We start from the raw sequence: 24,044 nt of genomic DNA, 5'->3' as shown, positions 1-24,044 counted from the left end.
GCGGCCGGCGTTGCCGGCGGCCGGCTGCGGCGGCGGACCCGGCCAAACTACAGTATCGAGAGGATGACTTTGCTAACCGGTATGTTTTCGAAACGTGTAGCGTGCGCATTGGCGCTGGCAATGACCCTCGGGGTCGGCATGGCGCACGCGCAGGAGGCGAGGATCGCCGCGGTGAATTCCGACCGCATCCTGCGCGAATCGGCGGCGGCGAAAGCCGCGCAGCTGAAGCTCGAGGCCGAATTCGCGAAGCGGGACAAGGATCTCGCCGACATGGCGCAAAAGCTCAAGTCGATGTCCGATGCACTCGACAAGAATGGCGCGACAATGTCGGCGACCGATCGCGCGCAAAAGCAGCGCGACCTGTCGCAGCTCGACTCGGACTTCCAACGCAAGCAGCGTGAGTTCCGCGAAGACCTGAACCAGCGCCGCAACGAGGAACTCGCGGCGGTGCTCGATCGCGCGAACAAGGTCATCAAGCAGATCGCCGAAACGCAGCACTACGATCTGATCGTCCAGGAAGCGGTGTACGTGAGCCCGCGCATCGATATCACCGACCAGGTGCTGAAGGCACTTGCGGCATCGGGCAACTAAGGGCAATGAGGGCGACTGAGGGCGGCGCACGGTCGCCCCGCACGCCTCGGCGCGCGCCCCTCGCAATGATTGAACAGGTTGGAGACAGGATAGGCATGGCATTTACGCTCGAGGACATCGTCCAGCGGTTCGGCGGTGAAGTAGTCGGTAACGGGGCGCAGCGCGTGAGCAGTCTTGCGCCGCTCGACCAGGCCGGCCCGGACCAGTTGGCGTTCCTCGCCAATCCTAAGTATCTGTCGCAGGTCGAAACGACCCGCGCCGGCGCAGTGCTGATCAATGCCGGCGACCTTGCGAAGCTCGCCTCGCGCGAAGCTCGAAACTTCATCGTCACGCCGAATCCCTACGCTTACTTTGCGCGCATCGCGCAAACCTTCATCGACCTGGCCGCGCCGAGGGCAGTCCCCGGCGTGCATCCGAGCGCAACCATCGATCCTTCCGCCCAGGTCGCCGCGAGCGCGGTGATCGGTCCGCGTGTCACCGTGGAAGCGGGCGCAGTGATCGGCGAGCACGCGCGGCTCGACGCCAACGTCGTAATCGGCCGCGGCACCCGCGTCGGGGCGAACTCACATCTGTATCCGAACGTGACCGTGTACCACGGCTGCAAGCTCGGCGAGCGCGTGATCGTCCACGCGGGCGCGGTGATCGGCTCGGACGGCTTCGGCTTCGCGCCCGACTTCGTCGGCGAGGGCGACGCACGCACCGGCAGTTGGGTCAAGATTCCGCAGGTCGGCGGCGTGTCGATCGCGAACGACGTCGAAATCGGCGCGAACACCACGATCGACCGCGGCGCGATGGCCGACACGATCATCGAGGAGTGCGTGAAGATCGACAACCTCGTGCAGATCGGCCACAACTGCAAGGTCGGCGCCTACACGGTGATCGCGGGCTGCGCGGGCATCGCGGGCAGCACGACCATCGGCCGTCATTGCATGATCGGCGGCGCGGTCGGCATTGCCGGACACGTGACGCTCGCCGATTACGTGATCGTCACCGCAAAGTCGGGCGTGTCGAAGTCGCTGCTGAAGCCCGGCATGTACACGAGCGCGTTCCCGGCCGTGAACCACGCGGACTGGAACAAAAGCGCCGCGCTGCTGCGCAATATCGACAAGCTTCGCGATCGCATCAAAGCGCTGGAGAACGCCACCGTCGACAAAGCCGGCAATGCCACTGACGGCGCCGCAGGTCAACCCGCAGGCAACAAGATCTGACAGTTATCCCGGCGACCCATCCGCACCGCGTAAAATAGTGGTCGAGCATCATGAAGCAAAGCCGGTGGCCGTGACCGGGTGGCACGACCACCGGTCATCAGAGGCGCCGGTCGTGCGCGTTTTCAACCCACCTGCACCCAGCATCCGCAGTCATCATCGCGCAGTCAATGCGTGAGCAGAAACACCATGAGCACCGAAAAAATCAATCTCGACATTCATAAGATTCTCACGCTGCTGCCGCATCGTTATCCGATCCTGCTGGTCGACCGGGTGCTCGAACTCGAACCGCACAAGAGCATCAAAGCGTTGAAGAACGTGTCGATCAATGAGCCGTATTTCCAGGGACATTTCCCGACGCGGCCGGTGATGCCAGGCGTGCTGATCCTCGAAGCCCTCGCGCAGACCGCAGCGCTGCTGACGTTCTCGGAAGAGCCGAGCGATCCGTCGAACACGCTGTACCTGTTCGTCGGCATCGACAACGCGCGCTTCAAGCGCGTGGTGGAACCGGGCGATCAGCTGATCCTGAACTGCACGTTCGAGCGTCACATGCGCGGCATCTGGAAGTTCAAGGCGCGCGCCGAAGTGGATGGCGTCGTCGCGGCGGAAGCCGATCTGATGTGCGCGGTGCGCCACACGGACAACGACGCGTAAAGCCCGCGTCGGGGCAGGTCGCGGCGCGGCAAGGCACGCGCGCGGCGGCCCTGACGGCAAGGCCATCCACACAACGCAACAGAATCAGAAGCGAGGACGCATGAGCAGGATCCATCCCACCGCGATCATCGAAGCGGGCGCGCAGCTGGACGAATCCGTCGAAGTCGGGCCCTATGCGGTGATCGGCGCACACGTGACGATCGGTGCGCGCAGCACGGTCGGCTCGCACAGCGTGATCGAAGGCTATACCACGCTCGGCGAAGACAACCGCATCGGCCATTACGCATCGGTCGGCGGGCGTCCGCAGGACATGAAGTACCAGGACGAGCCGACCAGGCTCGTGATCGGCAACCGCAACATGATCCGCGAGTTCACGACGATCCACACCGGCACGGTGCAGGACGCGGGCGTCACCACGCTCGGCGACGACAACTGGATCATGGCCTACGTGCACATCGGTCACGACTGCCACGTCGGCAACAACGTGATCCTGTCGAGCAACGCGCAGATGGCCGGTCACGTGACGATCGGCGACTACGCGATCATCGGCGGCATGTCGGGCGTGCATCAGTTCGTGCGCATCGGTGCGCATTCGATGCTCGGCGGCGCCTCGGCGCTCGTGCAGGACGTGCCGCCGTACGTGATCGCCGCGGGCAACAAGGCCGAGCCGCACGGCATCAACGTCGAAGGGCTGCGCCGCCGCGGCTTCTCGGCCGACGCGATCTCGGTGCTGCGCACCGCGTATCGCGTGCTGTACAAGAACGGCCTGTCGCTCGAAGAAGCGAAGGTGCGACTGAAGGAACTCGGTTCGGCCGGCGGTGACGGCGACACCCCGGTGCAGACGCTGCTCGCGTTCGTCGAAGCGTCGCAGCGCGGCATCATCCGCTAACCGATGACGTTGCAACCCAGTCCGCTGCGCGTCGCGATGGTGGCCGGCGAGCCGTCCGGCGACCTGCTCGCCGCGTCGCTGCTCGACGGCCTCGGCAGCCGGTTGCCGGCCGCCACGCAGTACTACGGCATCGGCGGTCCGCGCATGATCGCCGCGGGCTTCGACGCCCACTGGCCGATGGAAAAGCTGACGGTGCGCGGCTATGTCGAAGCATTGCGGCACATTCCTGAAATCCTCGGTATCCGCAACGAGCTCAAGCGTCAGTTGCTCGCCGAACCGCCGTCCGTGTTCGTCGGCGTCGACGCGCCCGACTTCAATTTCGGGCTCGAGCACGCACTGCGCGACGCCGGCATTCCGACCGTGCACTTCGTCTGCCCGTCCATCTGGGCGTGGCGTGGTGGGCGCATCAAGAAGATCGCCAAGGCCGTCGACCACATGCTGTGCGTGTTCCCGTTCGAAACCGCGCTGCTCGAAAAGGCGGGTGTCGCGGCGTCGTACGTCGGGCATCCGCTGGCCGATCAGATCCCGCTCGAACCCGACACCCTCGGTGCGCGCCGCGCACTCGGTCTCGCGGAAAGCGGGCCGGTGATCGCGGTGCTGCCGGGCAGCCGGCGCTCCGAGATCGACCTGATCGGCCCGACGTTCTTCGCGGCGATGGAGATGATGCAGCACCAGGAGCCCAGCGTGCGCTTCGTGATGCCGGCGGCGACGCCCGCGTTGCGTGCGCTGCTGCAGCCGCTCGTCGATGCGCATCCGGGCCTCGTGCTGACCATCACCGAAGGCCAGTCGCAACTCGCGATGACCGCCGCCGACGCGATTCTCGTGAAGAGCGGCACCGTCACGCTCGAAGCCGCGCTGCTGAAAAAGCCGATGGTGATTTCGTACAAGGTGCCCTGGCTGACCGGCCAGATCATGCGCCGCCAGGGCTATCTGCCGTACGTCGGCCTGCCGAACATCCTGGCCGGGCGTTTCGTGGTGCCGGAGATCCTGCAGCACTTCGCGACGCCGCAGGCGCTCGCCGAGGCGACGCTGAAGCAGTTGCGCGACGAGGCGAACCGGCGCACGCTGAAGGAAATCTTCACGGAGATGCATCACGTGCTGAAGCAGAACACCGCGCAGCGCGCGGCCGAAGTCGTGGCGAGCGTTGTCGAGCAGCGGGCGGGGCGGCCATGACCGCCGCGGGCGCGCCTCGCCGGAAGATCGCGGCCACCGTTCGGGTAGTGGCGCAAGCCGGCCTGAACTTCGAGAGCGCCGACGACATCGTCTGCGGCGTTGACGAAGCAGGGCGCGGACCGCTGGCCGGTCCGGTCGTCGCGGCGGCGGTGATTTTCGATCCCGCCAAACCGATGATCCGTGGCCTCGACGATTCGAAGGTGCTGAGCGCACTCAAGCGCGAAGCGCTGTACGACAAGATCGTCGAGCGTGCGCTCGCGTACTGCGTCGCGTCGGCGACAGTCGAGGAAATCGATTCGCTGAACATCCTGCACGCCACCATGCTCGCGATGAAGCGCGCGGTCGAGGGCCTGTCGGTCGTGCCGACGCTCGTGAAGATCGACGGCAACCGTTGCCCGACGCTCAGCATCCGTAGCGAGGCGGTGATTGGCGGCGACGCGCTCGTGAAGAGCATCTCGGCGGCGTCGATTCTCGCGAAGGTCACGCGCGACCGCATGCTGGTCGAACTGCACCAGGCGTATCCGATGTACGGCTTCGACGCGCATGCCGGTTATGGCACGCCGCAGCATCTCGCGGCGCTGCGCGAGCATGGGCCGTGCGAGCATCATCGGCGCTCGTTCGCGCCGGTGCGCGAAGCGCATTTGAGGTTCGGCACTGGCGTGCCGTTGCCGTCGGCGGACGCCGTCATCGTGGCCGACGCGCTGCTGCTCGACGACGATGCGTTCGGCGAAGCCGGCTTCGCGTGACCGACCCCATCAGCGCGGCTCGAGCGCGCTCCGCGCTTGCGCGCCGTTGATTGCCGCTGATTCCTTTTCCCTTCTCACCGCCTTCGCTGCCTGTGAAAGCCATCACCTCGCGGGACAATCCGCTCTACAAGCGCCTGAAGGCACTGGCCGGCTCGACGCATCAACAGCGCCGCAGCGGCCACGCGCTGCTCGAGGGCTTCCATCTCGCAAGCACGTATCTCGACGTCGCAGGTCAGCCGGAGCTATGCGTCGTCACCGACGGCGCGTTGCGTCACGACGAAGCGCAGGCGATCGTGTCACGCATCGACGAGCATCGGCTCGTGACGCTGCCGGATGCGTTGTTCGGACAGTTGTCGAATGTCGTGCATGGGGTCGGGATTCTGCTGCTCGTCGAGAAGCTCGACGCACCGCTGCCCGAGCGCGTCGAGCAAAACTGTCTCGTGCTCGACGGCGTGCAGGACGCGGGCAACGTCGGCTCGATTCTGCGCAGCGCAGCGGCTGCGGGTATCGAGCACGTGTTCTGCGCGCCGGGTACCGCATACGCGTGGTCGTCGAAGGTGCTGCGCTCGGGGATGGGCGCGCACTTCCTGTTGCAGATTCATGAGGATGTCGAAGCGCGTGCGCTGATCGAACGGCTCGCGGTACCGATCGTCATCACCGATTCGCACGGTGCCGAAGCGATCTATGACAGCGACCTGAGCAGGCCGCTCGCGTGGGTGTTCGGCAACGAAGGGGCAGGCGTGTCGCAGGCGTGGCGCGATGCCGTGTCGTTGCGGGTGACGATTCCGCAGCCCGGCGGTATGGAGTCGCTGAACGTGGCGGCCGCGGCGGCGGTCTGCGTGTTCGAGCAGTGCCGGCAGCAGCGCGGGCGCAAAAAGTAGACTTAAGTGGCGTTGCGAGGGCTCTGGCCCGGCAACGCAACGCCTGCTCGGCCATCCCTCAATACGACGGCCGATCCAGCTTGATCTCCTGCAGGATCGTCGTCGCGATTTCCTCGATCGACTTGTGCGTCGACGACAGCCACTTGATCCCCTCGCGCCGCATCATCGTTTCGGCTTCGTTGATCTCATAGCGGCAGTTTTCCGGCGCCGCATACTTGCTGCCCGGCCGCCGCTCGTTACGGATCTCCGACAGCCGCTGCGGATCGATCGACAAGCCGAACATCTTCTGTCGATGCTCGCGTAGCGGCGTCGGCAGCTTGCCGCGTTCGAAATCTTCGGGAATCAGCGGATAGTTCGCCGCTTTCACGCCGTACTGCATCGCCAGGTAAAGGCTCGTCGGGGTCTTGCCGCTGCGCGACACGCCGACGAGGATCACGTCGGCGTCTGCGAGATTGCGATTCGATTGACCGTCGTCGTGCGCGAGCGAGAAATTGATCGCCTCGATCCGGTTCTTGTACTCCTCGGTGTCCGCGTTCTGGTGGCCGCGCCCCATCGCGTGGCTCGACTTCAGTTCCAGTTCCTGCTCGAGCGGCTCGACGAAGGTCTGGAACATGTCGAGCACGAGCGCGTTCGAACCCTTCACGATCTGATTCGACGAGCTATCGACCAGCGTGGTGAACACGATCGGTCGACGGCCGTCCTGCACGACCGCTTCGTTGATCTTTTCGAGCGTTGCGTAGGCCTTCTCGGTCGAGTCGACGAATGGCACGCGGACCAGGCGGAATTTCTGGTCGAACTGGGAGAGGATCGAATGCGCGAAGGTTTCGGCAGTAATCCCGGTACCGTCTGAGACGATGAATACGGTGGGCGGCATCAGAGGAGTTGTGAACGTGAAAGGCAAATGAGCCGGAAAGCGCGAGCGCGACAACGCGCTCGAATCAAACCGCCCGGCGGCGGGCGCGCCACGCTCGTGTCCCGCGCGGGCGGTCCCGCAAAAGCCCGCTGGCTCGGTCGGCGCGCGACTCGAGGCGCAATTCTCGACCGACTGCCACATTTCAGGAGTCGGCACGGTAGAATAGCGGCAACCTGTTGGATAAGCAATTGCAGGCGATTGGCCGCTAACTTGCCGCGAACGGTCGTTCAACGTCACGTTATCTAATGTCAATATGCGTTGAACGCAACAGATCGAGCGGTAAGTCCGCGCAACCGCGTTCTTCGGTGCTCCGCCTCGTGCTCCACGGCCGGCGCGCCACGCAACGCAACGCGTCTCCGCCGTCCAGGCGATTGCTTATCTAACAGGTTGTGCAAGACACGGGGTCGAGGCTTCCAATGGGCTGCCCGTGTTCAAGCCCACTTGCACAGTCGTGAATTTCTTTCACACTTAGGGGCTTGTATGACTAACGCAGTTACCGTCGCAAAGGACAAGGCGTATGTAGTTCCGTTCGAGCAGTTGCGGATGACCGACGTGGAGATCGTCGGCGGCAAGAACGCGTCGCTGGGCGAGATGATCAGCCAGCTCGCCGAAGCCGGCGTGCGCGTGCCGACCGGCTTCGCGACCACCGCGCTCGCGTTCCGTGACTTCCTGCAGCACAACGATCTGACCGAGCGCATCGCCAAACGTCTCGAGACGCTCGACGTCGACGACGTGAAGGCGCTCGCCGAAGCGGGCAAGGAGATCCGTCAATGGATCGTCGACGCGCCGCTGCAGCCGCAGCTCGAGGCTGACATTCGCGCGGGGTTCGACACGCTGCAACAGAGCTCGCCCGAGGAGCTGTCGTTTGCCGTGCGTTCATCCGCGACCGCGGAAGACCTGCCGGACGCATCGTTCGCCGGTCAGCAGGAAAGCTACCTGAACGTGGTCGGCATCGACGACGTGCTCGATCGCATGAAGCACGTGTTCGCGTCGCTGTATAACGACCGCGCCATCTCCTATCGCGTCCACAAGGGCTTCACGCATGCTGAAGTCGCGTTGTCGGCGGGCGTGCAGCGCATGGTGCGTTCGGACGTCGGCGCCGCGGGCGTGATGTTCACGCTGGACACCGAATCGGGCTTCAAGGACGCCGTCTTCATCACGTCGAGCTATGGCCTCGGCGAAACCGTCGTGCAGGGCGCGGTGAATCCGGACGAGTTTTACGTGTTCAAGACCACGCTCGCGCAGGGCAAGTACCCGATCATCCGCCGCTCGATCGGCTCGAAGCTGATCAAGATGGAGTTCACGAAGCCGGGCGAGCCGGGCCGCGTGAAGACCGTCGACGTCGCGCACGAACAGCGCAACCGCTTCTCGATCACCGACGAAGACGTGATCGAGCTCGCGAAGTACGCGGTGATCATCGAGAAGCACTACCAGCGTCCGATGGACATCGAGTGGGGCAAGGACGGCCGCGACGGCAAGATTTTCATCCTGCAGGCGCGTCCGGAAACGGTGAAGAGCCAGGGCGGCGGCAAGGCCGAGCAGCGCTTCAAGCTGAAGGGCCAGTCGAACGTGCTGGCAACGGGCCGCGCGATCGGTCAGAAGATCGGCGCGGGTCCGGTGCGCGTGATCCACGACCCGTCGGAGATGGACCGCGTGCAGCCGGGCGACGTGCTCGTCGCCGACATGACCGACCCGAACTGGGAGCCGGTCATGAAGCGTGCGTCGGCGATCGTCACGAACCGTGGCGGCCGCACCTGCCATGCGGCGATCATCGCGCGTGAGCTGGGCGTGCCGGCCGTGGTCGGCTGCGGCGACGCGACCGACGTGCTGAAGGACGGCGCACTCGTCACCGTGTCATGTGCGGAAGGCGACGAAGGCAAGATCTACGACGGCCTGCTCGAAACCGAAGTCACCGAAGTGCAGCGCGGCGAACTGCCGCCGATTCCGGTGAAGATCATGATGAACGTCGGCAATCCGCAGCTCGCATTCGACTTCTCGCAACTGCCGAACGCAGGTGTGGGTCTCGCGCGGCTCGAGTTCATCATCAACAACAACATCGGCGTGCACCCGAAGGCGATCCTCGAGTACCCGAACGTCGATCAGGACCTGAAGAAGGCGGTCGAAAGCGTCGCGCGCGGTCACGCGTCGCCGCGCGCGTTCTACGTCGACAAGCTGACCGAAGGTATCGCAACGATCGCGGCGGCGTTCTATCCGAAGCCCGTCATCGTGCGTCTGTCGGACTTCAAGTCGAACGAGTACAAGAAGCTGATCGGCGGCTCGCGCTACGAGCCGGACGAGGAAAACCCGATGCTGGGTTTCCGCGGCGCGTCGCGCTATATCGCGGAAGACTTCGCCGAGGCGTTCCAGATGGAATGCATCGCGCTGAAGAAGGTGCGTGAAGAGATGGGCCTCGACAACGTCGAGATCATGGTGCCGTTCGTGCGTACGCTGAAGCAGGCGGAGCGCGTGGTCGGGCTGCTCGCGAAGTTCGGCCTGAAGCGCGGCGAGAAGGGCCTGCGTCTGATCATGATGTGCGAAGTGCCGACGAACGCGATCCTCGCGGAAGAGTTCCTGCAGTACTTCGACGGATTCTCGATCGGCTCGAACGACCTGACGCAGCTCACGCTCGGCCTCGACCGCGACTCGGGCATGGAGCTGCTCGCGGTCGATTTCGACGAGCGTGATCCAGCGGTCAAGTTCCTGCTCAAGCGCGCGATCGAAACCTGTCTGCGTCTCGACAAGTACGTCGGTATCTGCGGCCAGGGGCCGTCGGATCATCCGGACTTCGCGCAATGGCTGACTGACGAAGGCATCAAGTCGATCTCGCTCAACCCCGACACGATCATCGATACGTGGCAGCAGCTGGCAAAGGCGAAGCAGTAACTCGCGAGGTAGCGAATGCCGCTTTCGCAGGCGGCATTCGGCACGCGTTAAAGGCACGTGCGCTTCGTGCTATAAACACCCCGGTAGAACCGGGGTGTTTTGCTTTTTGGAGGTCGACGTGGCGCCTGGTGGACTGTTCTGGTGGATCGGGGCGGGTGTGCTTGTCGTGCTGGAACTGATGAGCGGCACCTTCTATCTGTTGATGATCGCGTTCGGCTTCGTCGCGGCCGCGCTTGCGCGCATTGCCGGCGCCGGGACCGATCTGCAGTTCGTAGTGGCGGCGCTGGTTGCGCTCGCGGCGGTCGTGGTGCTCAGACGCTCGCGCTTCGGCCGTCGTAGGCGCGAGCAGGCGTCGCGCAATCCGGATGTCAATCTGGATATCGGGCAGACGCTGAACGTGCCGGCCTGGCAGGGGCGCAAAGCACGCGCGACCTATCGTGGCGCGGCATGGGACATCGAGCTGGCCGCGGGCGAACCCGAAGACGCGCAGGTCTACGAGATCAAGGAGTTGCGGGGCAGTTGCCTCGTCGTCGTCGCGAGTCGGCAGCCGAAGGCGCGCGCGAGCGCGACCTGACGATCTGAGCGCCGGCCGCCCAAGCTGAAAACGCAGGCCCGACCAACCTGCGCACAACTATTCGAAGCAGAATCGGAGGGTAGCGATATGGATTCAACCATCGTCGGGGCAGTGCTGCTGATCGTCGTGATCGTGCTCGCGTCGCAGACCATCAAGATCGTGCCGCAGCAGCATGCGTGGGTGCTCGAGCGCCTCGGCCGTTATCACGCGACGCTGACGCCGGGTCTGAGCTTCGCGTTCCCGTTCGTCGACCGGGTCGCGTACAAGCACGTGCTGAAGGAAATTCCTCTCGAAGTGCCGAGCCAGGTCTGTATTACGCGCGACAACACGCAACTGCAGGTCGACGGTGTGCTGTATTTCCAGGTCACCGATCCGATGAAGGCATCGTACGGATCGAGCAACTTCGTGTTCGCGATCACGCAGTTGTCGCAGACCACGCTGCGCTCGGTCATCGGCAAGCTGGAGCTGGACCGGACCTTCGAGGAGCGCGATTTCATCAATCACAGCATCGTGTCCGCGCTGGACGAGGCGGCCGCGAACTGGGGCGTAAAAGTGCTGCGCTACGAGATCAAGGACCTGACGCCGCCAAAGGAAATCCTTCACGCGATGCAGGCGCAGATCACCGCCGAGCGCGAGAAACGCGCGCTGATCGCGGCATCGGAAGGGCGCAAGCAGGAGCAGATCAATATCGCGTCGGGCGGCCGCGAGGCGGCGATCCAGAAGTCCGAGGGCGAGCGTCAGGCAGCGATCAATCAGGCGCAGGGGCAGGCCGCGGCGATTCTGGCGGTGGCCGAGGCGAACGCGCAGGCGATCCAGAAGATCGCGGCGGCGATCCAGCTGAACGGCGGCATGGACGCGGTGAATCTGAAGGTGGCCGAACAGTACGTGAACGCGTTCTCGAACCTGGCGAGGCAGGGCACGACACTGATCGTGCCGGGCGACATGTCGAACATGAGTTCGATGATCGCGTCGGCGCTGACCATCGTGAACAAGAGCAAGGCGGCAGCGGAGCCGCCGCGCGGCGACTTGCGCTGACGAACGGGCAATGCATGCGCAATGAGTGCGTGACGTAAAAGCAAATGGCCCGCACATCGATGCGCGGGCCATTTTTGCAATGCCGGATACGAATCGCGTTCAGGTCGGCGAGCGCATCAAGCGCGCCTTCTCGCGCTCCCAGTCGCGCTTCTTCTCGGTCTCGCGCTTGTCGTGCATCTTCTTGCCCTTCGCGAGACCGATCTCGCATTTGACGCGACCGTTCTTGTAGTGAAAATTCAGCGGCACGAGCGTGTAGCCGCGCTGCTCGACCTTGCCGATCAGCTTGCTGATCTCCTCGCTATGCAGCAGCAACTTGCGCGTGCGCACCGGGTCGGGATGGATGTGCGTCGAGGCTTCGGGCAGCGGGCTGATGTGCGTGCCGATCAGGAACAGCTCGCCGTTGCGGATCACCACGTAGCCTTCCTTGATCTGGCCGCGCCCGGCGCGCAACGCCTTGACCTCCCATCCTTCGAGCACGAGGCCTGCCTCATAGCGTTCCTCGACCGAGTAGTCGTAGAAGGCTTTTCTGTTGTCTATGATGCTCATGAATGGAAAGTGCCCAACTCGTTTAAAATCACGATTTTAGCAAAGCGGGGCAAGGAAAGCCCGCGGCGCTTGTCCACCGTTGCCACGCGCTGTTCAATTTATGGCAGATGTCCAGAAAACCGTTTTGATTCGCCACTCGGCGGAGCAGATGTTCGACCTCGTCACCGACGTCGACGATTACCCCAAGTTCCTGCCATGGTGCGGGGGCATCGAAATTCGTCACCGGGACGACACCAGCATGGAGGCGAGGATCGATATCAACTTCAAGGGCATCAAGCAGCATTTCGCCACGCGTAACTCGATGGAGCGCCCCACGCGCATCGACATGGAATTCGCCGACGGTCCGTTTCGCAAGTTCACCGGTTTCTGGCGCTTCACGCCGCTGCGCGCCGATGCGTGCAAGATCGAATTCGCGCTGCACTACGAGTTCACCAGCATCCTGCTCGAGAAGATCATCGGGCCGGTGTTCAATCACATCGCCAATACCTTCGTCGAATCTTTCGTGAAGCGCGCCAACCAGCGCTATGGTCAGTCATGAGCGCGCGGCTAACGGTAGAAGTCTGCTATGCGCTCGCTGCCGAGCAGGCGCTGATTGCGGTCGAGTTGCCCGCGGGCGCGACGCTGCAACAGGCGATCGGCGCAAGCGGGATTCTGCAGCGCTTTCCGTCGATCGATCTGAACACGCAGAAGGTGGGCGTGTTCGGCAAGCTCAAACCGCTCGATACGGTGCTGGCCGACCATGATCGCGTCGAGATTTACCGGCCGTTGCTGGTGGATCCGAAGGTGTCGCGCCAACGCCGCGTCGAAAAGACACGCAAGGCGGGGTCGATCGAGGGGCGGCGTTGGTTGAACAAGGATTCGCGCTAGGCGGCGCTAGTTGTGGGGGGGCGGCGGACTTTTTCGCGCGCCGCCCGTCTTGCATCATCGCGTCACATCGCCTCAAGGCGCCGCCGTCTGCGCCTTATCGTTCATGCCCTCGATGCGCGCCGCACCCGACGAATCGTCGTCCGAATGCCGGCGCACCGACCACCAGACCCCCGCCACCAGCAGCAGGATCGCCGCGAGTTCGAGCGGGCGCGGCAGGCGCTCGTCGTAAATGAACGCGTAAAGCAGCGCGAACAGCGTCTCGAACACGATCATCTGGCCGGACAGCGTTAGCGGCAGCCGTTTTGCCGCGGCATTCCACAGGCCGTTGCCGAGCCACGACGCGCCGATCGCGAGTGCGAGGTTGAGCAGCCAGAACGTGTGCCAGCGCGGGTCGGCCAACTCACCCTGCGGGCCGCCCGACGGCAGCACCGCGACCACGAGCCACAACGCGCCGCCGAGCGCGCCAGTCACGACGCCCCACAGCACCGACCACTCATTGCCGCTGAAATGCGTCTGACGCTGCAGGTAACGGGCGTTCTCGACCGCGAACCAGGTCCAGCAGATGAGCGCGCCCACCGCGCAGGCCACGCCGAGCAGGCGCGTCGCGATGCTCACCGGCGCCGCGCCGGCCACCGTAAAGACGTCGATATTGATGCAGACGATGCCCGCCATCACGGTCGCGAGCGGCCATGCGAGGCGCGCGAGCGGCACCGCGCCGTGATCGCGCCGGCCGACCAGCGTGACCGTGACCGGCAGCACGCCGACGATCAGCGAGGCCGGCGCGATTCCGATCAGGTGCACGGCGGCGGTCAGCAGCAGGTAATAAACGATATTGCCGGTCAGCGCGAGCTTGACGAGCGCGATCAGATCCTCGCGGCTCAGCCGTTTGGCGAGCGAACGCGCGATCGGCAGCGCCGCGGCGAGCGACACGACGCCGTACATCGAGTAGCGGCCGGCGACGAGCAGGAGCGGGGAGAAGTCGGGCAGCACCCGCGGCACCAGAAACACCATGCCCCACAAGGCTCCGGCTATGACGCCATATACGACACCGCGCTGCATCGACTGCCTCTGCTGGATAAACTGGAATGGCCGGCAGAATAGCGGTTTTGCGAGCAGGACGTCTTGTTCGATCCTGCATTCAGGCCGCTCGACCGCCGCTCGACAGGGTACGTGCCGCGAAAATGCCGCCGGCTCTGCTCCGGTTTCGCCTGCGAACGCGCAAACGAAACCCGTTCGAACCCGACGCGAACAGGCGAGCGAAATCGACGCAGGCGGGAGCGGCAAAAAATCGTCTGAAATTCGCTAAGCTGCTGTTCGCGCAGTGAAAACCGGGGTGGTATCGCGTATAATTCGCTTTTGCGCCTATAGGATTTGCCATGCGTCTGATCCAAACAGCACTCACGTTCGATGACGTGCTCCTCGTCCCGGCCTTCTCCGATGTTCTGCCGCGCGACACCAGCCTCAAGACCCGGCTGACCCGCAACATCTCCCTCAACATGCCGCTCGTGTCCGCCGCGATGGACACGGTCACCGAAGCACGTCTGGCAATCGCCATGGCGCAAATGGGCGGCGTCGGCATCATCCACAAGAACCTCACGCCGGCTGAGCAGGCGCGTGAAGTCGCGAAGGTCAAGCGTTTCGAGTCGGGCGTCGTGCGCGATCCGATCACCGTTCCGCCGCATATGAAAGTGCGCGACGTGATCGCACTGTCGCGCCAGCATGGCATTTCGGGCTTCCCGGTCGTCGAGGGCTCGCAGCTCGTCGGCATCGTGACGAATCGCGACCTGCGCTTCGAAGAGCGTCTGGACGAGCCGGTGCGCAACATCATGACGCCGCGCGAGCGCCTCGTCACCGTCAAGGAAGGCACGCCGCTCGCCGAAGCGAAGGCGCTGATGCACAGCCACCGCCTCGAGCGCGTGCTGGTCATCAACGACGCCTTCGAACTGCGCGGCCTGATGACCGTCAAGGACATCACCAAGCAGACCGAGCACCCGGATGCATGCAAGGACGAGCACGGCAAGCTGCGCGCGGGCGCGGCGGTCGGCGTCGGCGCGGACAACGAAGAGCGCGTCGAGCTGCTCGTGCAGGCCGGCGTCGACGTGATCGTCGTCGATACCGCGCATGGCCACAGCATGGGCGTGCTCGAGCGCGTCAAGTGGGTCAAGCAGAACTTCCCGCACGTCGAGGTGATCGGCGGCAACATCGCAACCGCCGCGGCCGCCAGGGCGCTCGTCGAATACGGCGCGGACGGCGTCAAGGTCGGTATCGGCCCGGGCTCCATCTGCACGACGCGAATCGTCGCAGGCGTCGGCGTGCCGCAGGTCACCGCTATCTCCAACGTGTCCGAAGCGCTGAACGGCACCGGCGTGCCGGTCATCGCCGACGGCGGGGTGCGCTTCTCGGGCGACGTCAGCAAGGCGCTCGCGGCGGGCGCCAGCGCGGTCATGATGGGCAGCATGTTCGCCGGTACCGAGGAGTCGCCGGGCGAGGTATTCCTGTACCAGGGCCGCCAGTACAAGTCGTACCGTGGCATGGGCTCGGTCGGCGCCATGAAGGACGGCGCGGCGGACCGCTACTTCCAGGACAACTCGGCCAACATCGACAAGCTGGTGCCGGAAGGCATCGAAGGTCGCGTCGCGTACAAGGGTTCGGTCAACGCAATCCTGTTCCAGCTGATCGGCGGTGTGCGCGCGAGCATGGGCTACTGCGGCTGCCGCACCATCGCCGAAATGAACGAGAAGGCCGAGTTCGTGCAGATCACCGGTGCGGGCCTGCGCGAGTCGCATGTGCACGATGTGCAAATCACCAAGGAAGCGCCCAACTACCACGTGGACTAAACGCCCATGAAGCCACTGCTGCGCGTTGTACTGATCCTCGATGCGTTGTTGCTGCTGGCGTTCGGCCTGCTGTTCGTGCTGACGCCGTGGACCTCGCTGTACGACGCGTTGCAACTGGTGCCAACGGAGCCGATGCTGGTCGGCCAGGCGTTCGGCGTCGCGCTGATCGGGCTCGCGTGGCTCGCGGTGCATGCGTCGTTCGACGGGGCGCTGACCTCGACGGTCGCGAAGGTCGTCGGTCATGTGCACTGGCTGATCGGCGTGCTGATGTTGGTCTGGCTGCTGGGGCTGCATACGCCGTCGCTGACCGGTTTCGGCCAGATGGTGGCGGTGCTGGCCGGTGTCGTGCTGGTGGTGATCGGGCTCGGCGGCGTGCGACTGTCGGGTGCGGTGCGGCGGCGCGAGAAGGGGATCGTGGTCAAGCCCTCGTCGAGCAAGGCCGACAGTCGTGCCGATAAGCGTGCCGCGAAAGAGGCCGAAAAGGATGCCGCACGGCAGCGTGAACCTGAACGCGACAACGCGCGCGAGCCACGTGCCTCAGCGGGCTTTCCGGTCTATCACGCCGAGCCGGTGCCAGAGCCCGTCGTGCCGGTCACGCGGCCGGCCAATCCGGCTGCCGCGGCTTCCGTTGCCACTCCCGCGCCGCTTCATCCGGCCGCAAGCGAGCCCGGCCTGAGCGAGTCCGAACGCGCCGCGCGCGACACCAGCAACGACGTGCCCGGCGCACGCCGCCCGCCGTTTCATGGTTGAAGCGCCGCGCGCCAGGCCGTTTGCCGAAGCTACCGGATTTCGTTCGCGCGCATCACAGGCGGCGAGTTCCGTGGTTGGCCGCGCCCTTGTGCTTCATCGTAATGTTGGCTGTCCGCGCCGCGCCAAGACCGTCGCCGCGTGGACCGCTTTGAATTCGACGCCGCGCCTCGCGCGCGGCATTCCGTATCCGCTCACTTCTGATTCCGTCCGCTGCCATGCATGACAAGATCCTGATTCTCGACTTCGGTTCGCAAGTCACCCAACTGATTGCACGTCGCGTTCGCGAAGCCAACGTGTATTCGGAAATCCATCCGTACGACGTCGACGCGTCGTTCATCCGCGACTTCGCGCCGAAGGGCGTGATTCTGTCGGGCGGCCCGAGCTCGGTCACCGAGGAAGACACGCCGCGCGTGCCGCAAGCCGTGTTCGAACTCGGCGTGCCGGTGCTCGGCATCTGCTACGGCATGCAGGCGATGGCGCAGCAGCTCGGCGGCAAGGTCGACATCGGTCATCTGCGCGAATTCGGCTACGCCGAAGTGCGCGCGCGCAACCATACGAGCCTGCTCGAAGGCATCAGCGACTTCACCACGTCCGAAGGCCACGGCATGCTGAAGGTATGGATGAGCCACGGCGACAAGGTGCTGGAGATGCCGCCGGGTTTCGCGCTGATGGCATCGACGGAATCGTGCCCGATCGCCGCGATGGCCGACGAGCAGCGCCGCTTCTATGGCCTGCAATGGCATCCGGAAGTCACGCACACGGTGCAGGGCCGCGCGATGCTCGAGCGCTTCGTGCTGCAGATCTGCGGCGCGAAGGCCGATTGGGAAATGGGCCACTACATCGACGAAGCCGTCGCGAAGATTCGCGAGCAGGTCGGTAACGAGCACGTCATTCTGGGCTTGTCGGGCGGCGTGGATTCGTCGGTGGCGGCGGCGCTGCTGCACCGCGCGATCGGCGATCAACTGACCTGCGTGTTCGTCGACCATGGCCTGCTGCGCCTGAACGAAGCCGAGCAGGTGATGGCGCTGTTCGCCGATCACCTTGGCGTGAAGGTGATTCACGTCGACGCGAGCCAAGCATTCCTCGGCAAGCTCGCCGGCGTGACCGATCCTGAAGCGAAGCGCAAGATCATCGGCGCGGAGTTCGTCGAAGTGTTCCAGGCCGAAGCCGGCAAGCTGACCGACGCGAAGTGGCTGGCACAAGGCACGATCTATCCGGACGTGATCGAATCGGCGGGCAAGGGCAAGAAGGCCGCGCAAACCATCAAGAGCCACCACAACGTCGGTGGTCTGCCGGAGACGCTGAATCTGAAGCTGCTCGAACCGCTGCGCGAGCTGTTCAAGGACGAAGTGCGCGAGCTTGGCGTGAAGCTCGGTCTGCCGCACTCGATGGTGTATCGCCATCCGTTCCCGGGTCCGGGTCTGGGCGTGCGGATCCTCGGCGAAGTGAAGCGCGATTTCGCGGACCTGCTGCGCCGCGCGGACGCGATTTTCATCGAGACGCTGCGCGACACGATCGACAAGGAAACCGGCAAGTCGTGGTACGACCTGACGAGCCAGGCGTTCGCGGTGTTCCTGCCGGTCAAGAGCGTCGGCGTGATGGGCGACGGGCGCACCTACGAGTACGTCGTCGCGTTGCGCGCGGTGCAGACGCTCGACTTCATGACCGCGCATTGGGCGCATCTGCCGCATGAACTGCTTGGGCATGTATCGAACCGGATCATCAACGAAGTGCGCGGGATCAACCGGGTCGTCTACGACATCTCGGGGAAGCCGCCTGCGACGATCGAGTGGGAGTGAGGGGCTCTTGGAATTCCCTTTTGAATCAAAGGCTTGTGATGATCGATAAATCACGCGTGCCAGATTCTAAATTGCCGAGCGCAGGTCCGTAAGTCCTTGATCGCTAGGGGAATTGTCAACCTGCGCCTGCGTGGAGGCCGAGCAACTGTTATTTGACGGTATTTCTGACGGTATGTATGGGCAACATGTGGATGGGCTTGCTTGATACCGTCAGCGGTGCCGACGGTATCCTTGACCGGTTAAAGCCATGCGCTTTGGCGCTCAGCCGTCCAAGCCGCCGGCGGTGGGTTCAGCCATTGATGCCAATGGCACCAGAATGGAGTTGTTCAGTGCCCAGCGCCTCCTGAGGCAGCCACATGCCTGCAGACCAAACTGTTTCTAGTTTTGCGGCGAGTTCTGCGCCGAGCCAGGCGGCCGCCAGTCCTGCCACATAGGTTGCACACTCGGGTTTTTCACGCCGCACTCCGTTCGCAAGCAACCAGCGGTACAACGGGAGCGCCGCAGAAACGGTCGGATAGCCTGGCTCGACGGAACGGTTGAAATCCACGGGAATTGACAAGCCCTTCGGGTCCAGGTCGCCGAAGTACTCCGCTGAAGAAGCTCCTGTTTCTTGCATCGCTTGGCGCAACGCTCGCCCAGTAAGCCTGAAGTTTTCACCTCCGCCATAGATGACCGCCGTGTATCGCCGCGTGGCCTCGTTCCATCCGGCGAAGCTCCAGTACGTGTTGTGGTTTTCGACAACGAGTACGGACTTGCCAAGCGCATCAACTTTGCGATACGGCAGCGGCTGGGGCACTCGGAAGCAACCGATGACGGATATTGGAAGTCGCCCACCAAAGAGGGAGTCTCCGACACACATGTTGTCGAGCCGTTTCTCGTCGCCGAAGATTTCCAAGGAACGCTCCTTGATGGGAACCGAGGAGAAAGCCCCTCGGCGTCGGAGTAGGAAGTCATTGATGGGCCGTAGCGCTGACAACTGCGATGGCCTCAACTCCGGCCAGAACCCCAGCTCCGGCGCCCAGGTCACGTCGGCATGGTTGACAGAAACCTTGGAGCGAGGTGAGCTCTTCAACGTGACCCAAAGTGGAAGAGCGGGCGAGCCGGCCTGTTCCCAACTTCCGGTAGCCGGCAGCGAGATGGCGCCGTCAGCTTCCAGCTCCTTCAGCGCCCTCAGCAGCAGCACACCACGGTCCGGGCTGTTCTGGACATCTGGGTACAGCGAGAAGTAGTGCCGGCGCAGCTCGTCGAGCGGCACACGCTTGCGCGGCGACGACAGTAGCGCTTCAAGGAACGCACTCAAGCCGTCAACTCCTCGGGCACGTCGTTGAGCTTCAGGTTCGCGAACTCGAGGTGCCAGCGTCTCGTCTTGCTGTTCTGTCCGGCGCGGCGCAGGCGGATGAATCGCTGGAACTCGCCGAGAGCGTTGAAGTCCTGAAGTGCCGTGGCGAATATCAACTGGACGTCCATGGCCTCGGCCAGCAGCCGTTGGGCACGCCACATGGCGGGGCTGGTGGCCTTCGCGAACGGGTTGTCGAGGATGAGCGGCCCACCGGCGATGCGATGTACCTGCGCGTGGTTCTCAGCCCGCAACTGGTTGATGACCAGGTACAGGAACATCGCCATGACGACGCCTTCGCCACCGGAGTTCGAAACCCGCTCAACCGGTACGTACTGCTCTGTCTCCTCGATGGACATCTTCAGGACTTGCAGTCCCAGCGGACGCCCATAAACGCGCGCCACAGCGTCGGCGATGAGGTCCGTACCGCGCGGAGGGAACACGTTCGTATCAACCAACGTGTCGAGGTAGGCGCTGAGGGTCTGGCGTCGCGTCTCGACTGGGACCGTGCCGAAGTTTGCCCGCATCTTCAGGACTTGCTTGCCGCCAACGTATGGGGCGCCCATTGGCACTGACTTGTCCTTGCTCGTCACGCGATTGAGCGTCGTGATGGCCGAGCGGACGACGGCGAGCACCTCCTCGACGCAGGCGTCGAAGTCGGCTTGCATCGACCTCAGCGTTGCTTCCGTCGTCGCGATGCGGTCGTCCAGGTGCTCCAGTAGGCGTTTGGCATCCGTGCACGCGGCACCGAACTCGTTGGCAATCATCTGCTGCGCAACATCGGGGTCAACCTCGCGGAACGCTTGCTCCGACGCAGCCACCTTGACGAGGTCGAAGGCGGCACGGGCCTTCGTCTGCAGTTTGCTGACGCCTTGATTCTTCCCTGTGTAGTCCTTCAGCAGCGCGTTGACTTGGTTGCTGGCGTCGGCCTCGAGAACAAGGCTGTCGGGGTCCGGCACCTCCAAGTTCATTCCCACTTGGGCGCCGATTTCCGCTGCGATGAGCATAGGGTCGGGCTTGTCTTCAAATCCCATGCTGCTGCGCAGCAGCGCCTCAACCGTCCCGTCGGCCTCCGCTGCTGCGCGCTTCCGATTGGCTCGGTCCGCAGCCTGGTTCGCAACTTCGTTGGCTGTACGCATCCGCTCCAGCGCCTCGTTCACGCGGGTCTCGGCCTCGGCCATGAGCGCGGCCAGGGCATCCAGGTCCAAAGCCTCGTGAGCAGGTACCACAGGCCCGACGTTCGTCTTGTTTGAGCAGAACCACTTTTTTGACTCGCCGTTCACGACCTGCAGATTCGAGGCGGCGTTTACCTGCTCTGGCTTGGCTGCCTCCAGTGCGGTCGCGACGTTGGCCAACGCTTCTTCATGGTTCGCATCCATGAAGGGCCTAAGGTCTGCCATCTGAACGCCCTTGAACTCGCGGGTGAACTCCTTGGCTTTGTCCTCGCGGCGCTTTCGAGCATCCTCCAGCTTGTGCGCCAATAGCCCCAGTCGATCTTTTTCCTCGGCCAAGTAGGCAGCTTCGGCGTCGCGATAGATGCGGCGCAATGTCTCCACTGGCCGTGGGTTCTGCAGCAACTGTTCCTGGGCCGGATAGTCCTTGTCATAGTGAGCAACGCCCGCCCGCTCTTCGCCGGCAAGCCCGAGCTCATGGTCCGTGCTCACGCGCAAGCGCTGGTCGCGGTTGTGTTCCCCCTGCAGCCGCTCGAGGTTCTCGTCCGCTGCCGACTTTCTCTCCTGTGCTGCGCTGATGTCTTGCATTACCTCCGCCAGTCGCCGGACGCGCTCTGTATGGCCGGATTCGTGCTCGCTCTGGAAGCTGCGGACTGCTGACGAAGACAGGACTGCGGCCTGGCGTCGCGTATCGGCTGCCTGTGCTTGTTGCTCCAGCCCTTGCGCCTTCTCATCGAGTTCAAGGGCCAGCGACTCGAGGGACTCGGCCCGTTCCTTCGCCGTGGCAACGTCTTCCTCCAGGGCTGTCTTGTCAGCTTGCGCCTGCCCAAGCTTGCCGTCGCCGAACTCCTTCGTATACGCATCGAGCTCGTGAATTGCCCGCAGCGTTTGGTCGTGGCGCTCCCGATACGCGGACCGGCGCTCATCTTCGTCGGTGACGCGGAGTTCGAGGGAAACGCCCAGCTTCGCAGCAGCCTCGACGTTGAAGGCCGAATCATCCTCGGCAGGGACGACCACCACGTGCTCCGCCACGTGCGCTGCTGGCTCAAGTGTTGCCGCTGATACGACCACGGGGCGCGTGGGCAGGCGCGTCGCCCAGGAGACGGCCTTGGCCTTTTCAAGTTCCGTGGACGCTACGGAGACGCCAAGGAAGCGGGCTGGGTCGCTCGCGACGAGCGCTCGTGCCTTGGAGGCATCCGGCAGCGCACGAGAGATGTACTCGTTGTAGGCTTTGGCCGAGCGAACTCCCGCCTGTAGAAGCGTCTGGACGACGAGTGCTACATCGGCACTGTAGCCGGCAACGCCGGTCTCCTCAATAGCCTGTTTGGCGGCGCGCAACTCCGCAAGCCGAACGTCTCCCAGCGACACCTGCTTTGCCGAATCAGAGACGACTTCGCGCAGGCGAGCAGGCAGCGCTGCGGACAGCGGGTTGACGCGGTCGGATTCGACGGCGTTCAGAAGGACAGGCAACTGAGCCAGTCGTTCTAGTTCGGCCTCTCCTCGTGCGATGAACTCGCCGAGTGTCTGAGCGTTGCCAGACAACTCGGCTGCACGCACGTGTTCCGCTGCGGCAGATTGTCGATGCACCCTCGCCTCCTTGGCGCAGCGTTCCCGGGATGCTCGATGCACGTCACGCTCAGCAGCCGCAGTCGCAGCTTCATCATCAAGGCGTTCGAGCGCCTCGCCTGTCGTCTCTTCTGGTCCTCGAAACGTCTTGTCCGCTTCTAATGCTTCACGACGCCGGACATAGGATTCCTCGGCCGCTTGAAGCTTCGAGCGTTCCTCCACGTAGCGAATCTCTTCGGTTTCGGCGTTGGCCCGCTGGTTGCGAAGAGATGTTCGCTCGTTGTCCCGTACGCGAGCCCTTTCGTCGATTGCCTGGAGTGCTGCCTTAAGCCGTTGCTCTTCGTTGAACAGTGCACGACGGAGCAGTGCCCCTTGAATTTCAGCGTGGTCCTTCGTCGGCTTGAGATTTGCCCGTTCGGCCTCGGCCAGCGCGTCAAGCTCCTTGAGCTCTTCGTCGATGCCAACGATTTCCTTCTGGAGCCGTGCGGCCCGGATGAGCCGTTCGTCCCGCTCCAGGTCTTTTACCCGGCCATCGGCAGTCTCCTTGCGCGCCTTTGCCTGCGCGCTGCACTTCTGATGCCAAGCCCAGGTGACCGTTGCCTGCTCCTTCGTGTGGAGCGTCGAGTCCGCAAGCGCAGCCGAAGCCAGTTGTCGCTGGGTCTGCTCGAATTCCGCCTCTCGGTCGTGGTCGAGGCGAAACGAGACGGCGCGGGCCTGCAGAGCCTGGACCATCTGAGCGCCCCGAATCAACATTGAGCGCTGCGCAGCCAGCGTCTCGAGGTACAGCTGGGCAGCTTCGGCGAAAGCGTTCAGCGACGCCCGGAACTTGGTCAGCTCATCACGACGCTTCTGGAACTGAGGCTTGCGGCGATGCTTCTCGCATACCGCAACCACCAGCTTGCGTGCCTCGTCGGCCTTCGTGGTGTCGCTGGTCAGGTGCAGAAACTTGCGCAGGAACTCGCCTTCCGTCTTGAAGTCGAGGAAGCCCGTGTCGAAACCGCCTTCCTGGGCCGAGAAGTTAACCTGCATGCGCAGCATGTCCAGGTCAATGAGACGCTCGTCTTTCAGATGCCGCTGCCACTCCGCTTGGCGGTTGTGGCTGATGAAAACGTCACCCGGGTACTTCTTCTGCTGCGCGTGTAGCCAACGTGAGAACTCCTGCATGGAGGTCGGCGTGGGCTGGGCCAGGCCCGGAGCCGGGATGTCCGCGAGGCCGAGGTCGGCGTGCTCCTCGAATGAGAAGAACATGCGGTCGACTTCCGGTGGCTCGGTGTGCGACCTTACCGCGACTGCCTGACCGATCACCAGACGGTAGGGCTTGCCTCCTGCCATTCTGGACGGCATGAGCCATTCAACGATGATGAAACCAGGCGCGCCATCGTGAGTGAAGTACTGAGAGAACGTGTTGTGCTTGCTCTGGATGTGTTTGAGAAACCTCTCTTGAGCGGTCTCGAAGCACGAGAACACAAGCCCGATGAGCGTGGTCTTGCCGCCGCCATTCTCCAGGTTGATGAGCGTGTCGGTGGGTTGGCCGCTGTCCGGGTCAGTCAGCTCGAAAGTCATCCCTTCGTACCATGCGGTGCGGTATCCGCAGTTGCCCAGGTGGATGCGGGAAATCTTCTGCATA

20 protein-coding genes are annotated in these 24,044 nt (G+C 63.8%); 15 read left to right on the top strand and 5 right to left on the bottom strand.

Annotated features, from left to right (window positions below; all coding sequences use genetic code 11):
- Nucleotides 1-69: 69 nt before the first annotated feature.
- The 7 genes from HWY30_RS23895 (at nucleotide 70) to HWY30_RS23865 (ending at nucleotide 6,139) form a co-directional block, all read left to right on the top strand.
- Nucleotides 70-591 (top strand): OmpH/Skp family outer membrane protein, encoded by a 522-nt coding sequence (locus tag HWY30_RS23895; RefSeq protein WP_026225318.1) that lies wholly within the window; start codon nucleotides 70-72, stop codon nucleotides 589-591.
- A gap of 95 nt (nucleotides 592-686) precedes the next feature.
- Nucleotides 687-1,799 carry a UDP-3-O-(3-hydroxymyristoyl)glucosamine N-acyltransferase gene (gene lpxD, locus HWY30_RS23890; protein WP_090800579.1) on the top strand — a complete coding sequence of 371 codons (1,113 nt, stop codon included), beginning with the start codon at nucleotides 687-689 and terminating at the stop codon, nucleotides 1,797-1,799.
- Between the two features lie 186 nt (nucleotides 1,800-1,985).
- Complete coding sequence (gene fabZ, locus HWY30_RS23885) at nucleotides 1,986-2,450, top strand: 3-hydroxyacyl-ACP dehydratase FabZ (RefSeq protein ID WP_090800577.1); 465 nt, start codon at nucleotides 1,986-1,988, stop codon at nucleotides 2,448-2,450.
- A 100-nt stretch (nucleotides 2,451-2,550) separates the two neighbouring features.
- The gene (gene lpxA / locus HWY30_RS23880) at nucleotides 2,551-3,339 is read left to right on the top strand and encodes an acyl-ACP--UDP-N-acetylglucosamine O-acyltransferase (protein WP_090800576.1); all 789 of its coding nucleotides are present in this window, start codon (nucleotides 2,551-2,553) and stop codon (nucleotides 3,337-3,339) included.
- Between the two features lie 3 nt (nucleotides 3,340-3,342).
- Complete coding sequence (gene lpxB, locus HWY30_RS23875; RefSeq protein WP_090800574.1) at nucleotides 3,343-4,512, top strand: lipid-A-disaccharide synthase; 1,170 nt, start codon at nucleotides 3,343-3,345, stop codon at nucleotides 4,510-4,512.
- Nucleotides 4,509-5,258 carry a ribonuclease HII gene (gene rnhB / locus HWY30_RS23870; protein WP_090800573.1) on the top strand — a complete coding sequence of 250 codons (750 nt, stop codon included), beginning with the start codon at nucleotides 4,509-4,511 and terminating at the stop codon, nucleotides 5,256-5,258. The genes lpxB and rnhB overlap by 4 nt, the downstream gene beginning before the upstream one ends.
- A 92-nt stretch (nucleotides 5,259-5,350) precedes the next feature.
- Complete coding sequence (locus HWY30_RS23865) at nucleotides 5,351-6,139, top strand: TrmH family RNA methyltransferase (protein WP_090800571.1); 789 nt, start codon at nucleotides 5,351-5,353, stop codon at nucleotides 6,137-6,139.
- 58 nt (nucleotides 6,140-6,197) lie between these two features.
- Here HWY30_RS23865 and ppsR read toward each other — a convergent pair whose 3' ends face one another.
- Complete coding sequence (gene ppsR / locus HWY30_RS23860) at nucleotides 6,198-7,013, bottom strand: posphoenolpyruvate synthetase regulatory kinase/phosphorylase PpsR (RefSeq protein WP_090800570.1); 816 nt, start codon at nucleotides 7,011-7,013, stop codon at nucleotides 6,198-6,200.
- A 519-nt stretch (nucleotides 7,014-7,532) separates the two neighbouring features.
- On the opposite strand from ppsR, the gene ppsA reads away from it, so the two are divergent.
- From ppsA to HWY30_RS23845, 3 genes are all read left to right on the top strand, one after another.
- Nucleotides 7,533-9,935, top strand: a complete 2,403-nt coding sequence (ppsA, locus tag HWY30_RS23855) for a phosphoenolpyruvate synthase (RefSeq protein WP_090800568.1) — start codon at nucleotides 7,533-7,535, stop codon at nucleotides 9,933-9,935.
- Between the two features lie 118 nt (nucleotides 9,936-10,053).
- Complete coding sequence (locus HWY30_RS23850; RefSeq protein ID WP_090805347.1) at nucleotides 10,054-10,509, top strand: NfeD family protein; 456 nt, start codon at nucleotides 10,054-10,056, stop codon at nucleotides 10,507-10,509.
- Between the two features lie 87 nt (nucleotides 10,510-10,596).
- Entirely contained in the window at nucleotides 10,597-11,544 is a 948-nt protein-coding gene (locus tag HWY30_RS23845) for an SPFH domain-containing protein (protein ID WP_090800567.1), read from the top strand.
- 99 nt (nucleotides 11,545-11,643) lie between these two features.
- Here the strand turns inward: HWY30_RS23845 and smpB are convergent, their stop codons facing one another.
- A complete protein-coding gene (gene smpB / locus HWY30_RS23840) occupies nucleotides 11,644-12,090 on the bottom strand; it encodes an SsrA-binding protein SmpB (RefSeq protein ID WP_013089686.1) in 447 nt (148 codons plus the stop codon).
- A 100-nt stretch (nucleotides 12,091-12,190) separates the two neighbouring features.
- On the opposite strand from smpB, the gene HWY30_RS23835 reads away from it, so the two are divergent.
- Nucleotides 12,191-12,628, top strand: coding sequence for a type II toxin-antitoxin system RatA family toxin (locus tag HWY30_RS23835; protein WP_018417666.1), 438 nt, complete (start codon nucleotides 12,191-12,193; stop codon nucleotides 12,626-12,628).
- Nucleotides 12,625-12,957 (top strand): RnfH family protein, encoded by a 333-nt coding sequence (locus HWY30_RS23830; protein ID WP_090800565.1) that lies wholly within the window; start codon nucleotides 12,625-12,627, stop codon nucleotides 12,955-12,957. Before HWY30_RS23835 ends, HWY30_RS23830 begins: the two co-directional genes overlap by 4 nt.
- Nucleotides 12,958-13,029: 72 nt before the next feature.
- Here the strand turns inward: HWY30_RS23830 and HWY30_RS23825 are convergent, their stop codons facing one another.
- Nucleotides 13,030-14,016: a DMT family transporter gene (locus HWY30_RS23825; protein ID WP_090800564.1), complete on the bottom strand. Its 987-nt coding sequence runs from the start codon at nucleotides 14,014-14,016 to the stop codon at nucleotides 13,030-13,032.
- 317 nt (nucleotides 14,017-14,333) lie between these two features.
- On the opposite strand from HWY30_RS23825, the gene guaB reads away from it, so the two are divergent.
- The 3 genes from guaB (at nucleotide 14,334) to guaA (ending at nucleotide 18,343) form a co-directional block, all read left to right on the top strand.
- Nucleotides 14,334-15,794, top strand: coding sequence for an IMP dehydrogenase (gene guaB / locus HWY30_RS23820; RefSeq protein ID WP_090800562.1), 1,461 nt, complete (start codon nucleotides 14,334-14,336; stop codon nucleotides 15,792-15,794).
- Nucleotides 15,795-15,800: 6 nt separating this feature from the next.
- Complete coding sequence (locus tag HWY30_RS23815; protein ID WP_090800561.1) at nucleotides 15,801-16,544, top strand: hypothetical protein; 744 nt, start codon at nucleotides 15,801-15,803, stop codon at nucleotides 16,542-16,544.
- Nucleotides 16,545-16,759: 215 nt separating this feature from the next.
- On the top strand, nucleotides 16,760-18,343 hold the full coding sequence (guaA, locus tag HWY30_RS23810) for a glutamine-hydrolyzing GMP synthase (RefSeq protein WP_090800560.1): 1,584 nt from the start codon (nucleotides 16,760-16,762) through the stop codon (nucleotides 18,341-18,343).
- 289 nt (nucleotides 18,344-18,632) lie between these two features.
- Here guaA and HWY30_RS23805 read toward each other — a convergent pair whose 3' ends face one another.
- Nucleotides 18,633-19,643, bottom strand: a complete 1,011-nt coding sequence (locus HWY30_RS23805) for a Wadjet anti-phage system protein JetD domain-containing protein (RefSeq protein ID WP_090800558.1) — start codon at nucleotides 19,641-19,643, stop codon at nucleotides 18,633-18,635.
- The gene (locus HWY30_RS23800; RefSeq protein WP_090800556.1) at nucleotides 19,640-24,043 is read right to left on the bottom strand and encodes a coiled-coil domain-containing protein; all 4,404 of its coding nucleotides are present in this window, start codon (nucleotides 24,041-24,043) and stop codon (nucleotides 19,640-19,642) included. The genes HWY30_RS23805 and HWY30_RS23800 overlap by 4 nt, the downstream gene beginning before the upstream one ends.
- Nucleotide 24,044: the final 1 nt, after the last annotated feature.

The sequence above is a fragment of the Paraburkholderia tuberum STM678 genome (genome assembly GCF_902833905.1).
Lineage (GTDB): Bacteria > Pseudomonadota > Gammaproteobacteria > Burkholderiales > Burkholderiaceae > Paraburkholderia > Paraburkholderia tuberum.
This window is presented reverse-complemented; position numbering and strand designations above follow the sequence as displayed.

Bases quoted from the DNA above. Each gene is read 5' to 3' on its own strand.
- lpxD (WP_090800579.1), top strand. From the start codon at position 687: ATGGCATTTACGCTCGAGGACATCGTCCAGCGGTTCGGCGGTGAAGTA.
- fabZ (WP_090800577.1), top strand. From the start codon at position 1,986: ATGAGCACCGAAAAAATCAATCTCGACATTCATAAGATTCTCACGCTG.
- lpxA (WP_090800576.1), top strand. From the start codon at position 2,551: ATGAGCAGGATCCATCCCACCGCGATCATCGAAGCGGGCGCGCAGCTG.
- lpxB (WP_090800574.1), top strand. From the start codon at position 3,343: ATGACGTTGCAACCCAGTCCGCTGCGCGTCGCGATGGTGGCCGGCGAG.
- rnhB (WP_090800573.1), top strand. From the start codon at position 4,509: ATGACCGCCGCGGGCGCGCCTCGCCGGAAGATCGCGGCCACCGTTCGG.
- ppsR (WP_090800570.1), bottom strand. From the start codon at position 7,013: ATGCCGCCCACCGTATTCATCGTCTCAGACGGTACCGGGATTACTGCC.
- ppsA (WP_090800568.1), top strand. From the start codon at position 7,533: ATGACTAACGCAGTTACCGTCGCAAAGGACAAGGCGTATGTAGTTCCG.
- HWY30_RS23845 (WP_090800567.1), top strand. From the start codon at position 10,597: ATGGATTCAACCATCGTCGGGGCAGTGCTGCTGATCGTCGTGATCGTG.
- smpB (WP_013089686.1), bottom strand. From the start codon at position 12,090: ATGAGCATCATAGACAACAGAAAAGCCTTCTACGACTACTCGGTCGAG.
- HWY30_RS23835 (WP_018417666.1), top strand. From the start codon at position 12,191: ATGGCAGATGTCCAGAAAACCGTTTTGATTCGCCACTCGGCGGAGCAG.
- HWY30_RS23830 (WP_090800565.1), top strand. From the start codon at position 12,625: ATGAGCGCGCGGCTAACGGTAGAAGTCTGCTATGCGCTCGCTGCCGAG.
- HWY30_RS23825 (WP_090800564.1), bottom strand. From the start codon at position 14,016: ATGCAGCGCGGTGTCGTATATGGCGTCATAGCCGGAGCCTTGTGGGGC.
- guaB (WP_090800562.1), top strand. From the start codon at position 14,334: ATGCGTCTGATCCAAACAGCACTCACGTTCGATGACGTGCTCCTCGTC.
- HWY30_RS23815 (WP_090800561.1), top strand. From the start codon at position 15,801: ATGAAGCCACTGCTGCGCGTTGTACTGATCCTCGATGCGTTGTTGCTG.
- guaA (WP_090800560.1), top strand. From the start codon at position 16,760: ATGCATGACAAGATCCTGATTCTCGACTTCGGTTCGCAAGTCACCCAA.
- HWY30_RS23800 (WP_090800556.1), bottom strand. From the start codon at position 24,043: ATGCAGAAGATTTCCCGCATCCACCTGGGCAACTGCGGATACCGCACC.